Genomic DNA, 565 nt, shown 5'->3' with positions numbered 1-565 from the left:
ACGTGCCGCGTATTGGCGATGGGCGGGATTTTTAGCACTGAACTTTAATCGAAGAACAGAAATTGAATTTTGCACTTCCGTTGATACGAAGCCGTTCAGCCCGCCTATTGCCAATACGATGTTGAACTAAACCTCCGGTAGCTTTCGCTGCGATGATTTAGTACCTTAGTATTTATTAACGTTTAAATAATTGATAATATGGTAACTAAAAAAAATCTCCGGAGGAATTAAGAACGAACAAATATTTGAATCGTGCTTGTAATGAAATTACAGGTTTTTCTGAACTTCTGCAACGTTTTGAGCGAAATATTTCTATTTTAGGACGAAGCAAACGCACTTTTGAAAATTATTCGCGCCATGTGGCCGCAATGGCACTTCATTTTGGTGCTTTACCAACCGAATTACATCCAGAACAAGTTAAAGATTATCTCTTTGAACTGCAACAACGTTCCAATTCACCTTCGCAATCGTATTTTAAACACACGGTTTACGGACTTCGATTTCTTTTAAAAACAGAGAATTTACCTTACGATCATCTTCATTTACCATCGATTCCTAAAGAAAA

The 565-nt window shown here is 37.3% G+C and carries 1 protein-coding gene; it reads left to right on the top strand.

Annotated features, from left to right (window positions below):
• Positions 1-245 precede the first annotated feature (245 nt).
• A partial coding sequence (locus H4K35_RS15605; RefSeq protein ID WP_182628814.1) for a phage integrase N-terminal SAM-like domain-containing protein occupies positions 246-565 on the top strand: 320 nt, incomplete at its 3' end.

It is taken from the genome of Myroides sp. NP-2, assembly GCF_014145665.1.
In the GTDB taxonomy this organism is placed as follows: Bacteria; Bacteroidota; Bacteroidia; order Flavobacteriales; family Flavobacteriaceae; genus Flavobacterium.
The sequence above is the reverse complement of the archived record's forward strand: the minus strand, read 5'-3'. Positions and strand labels throughout refer to the sequence as shown.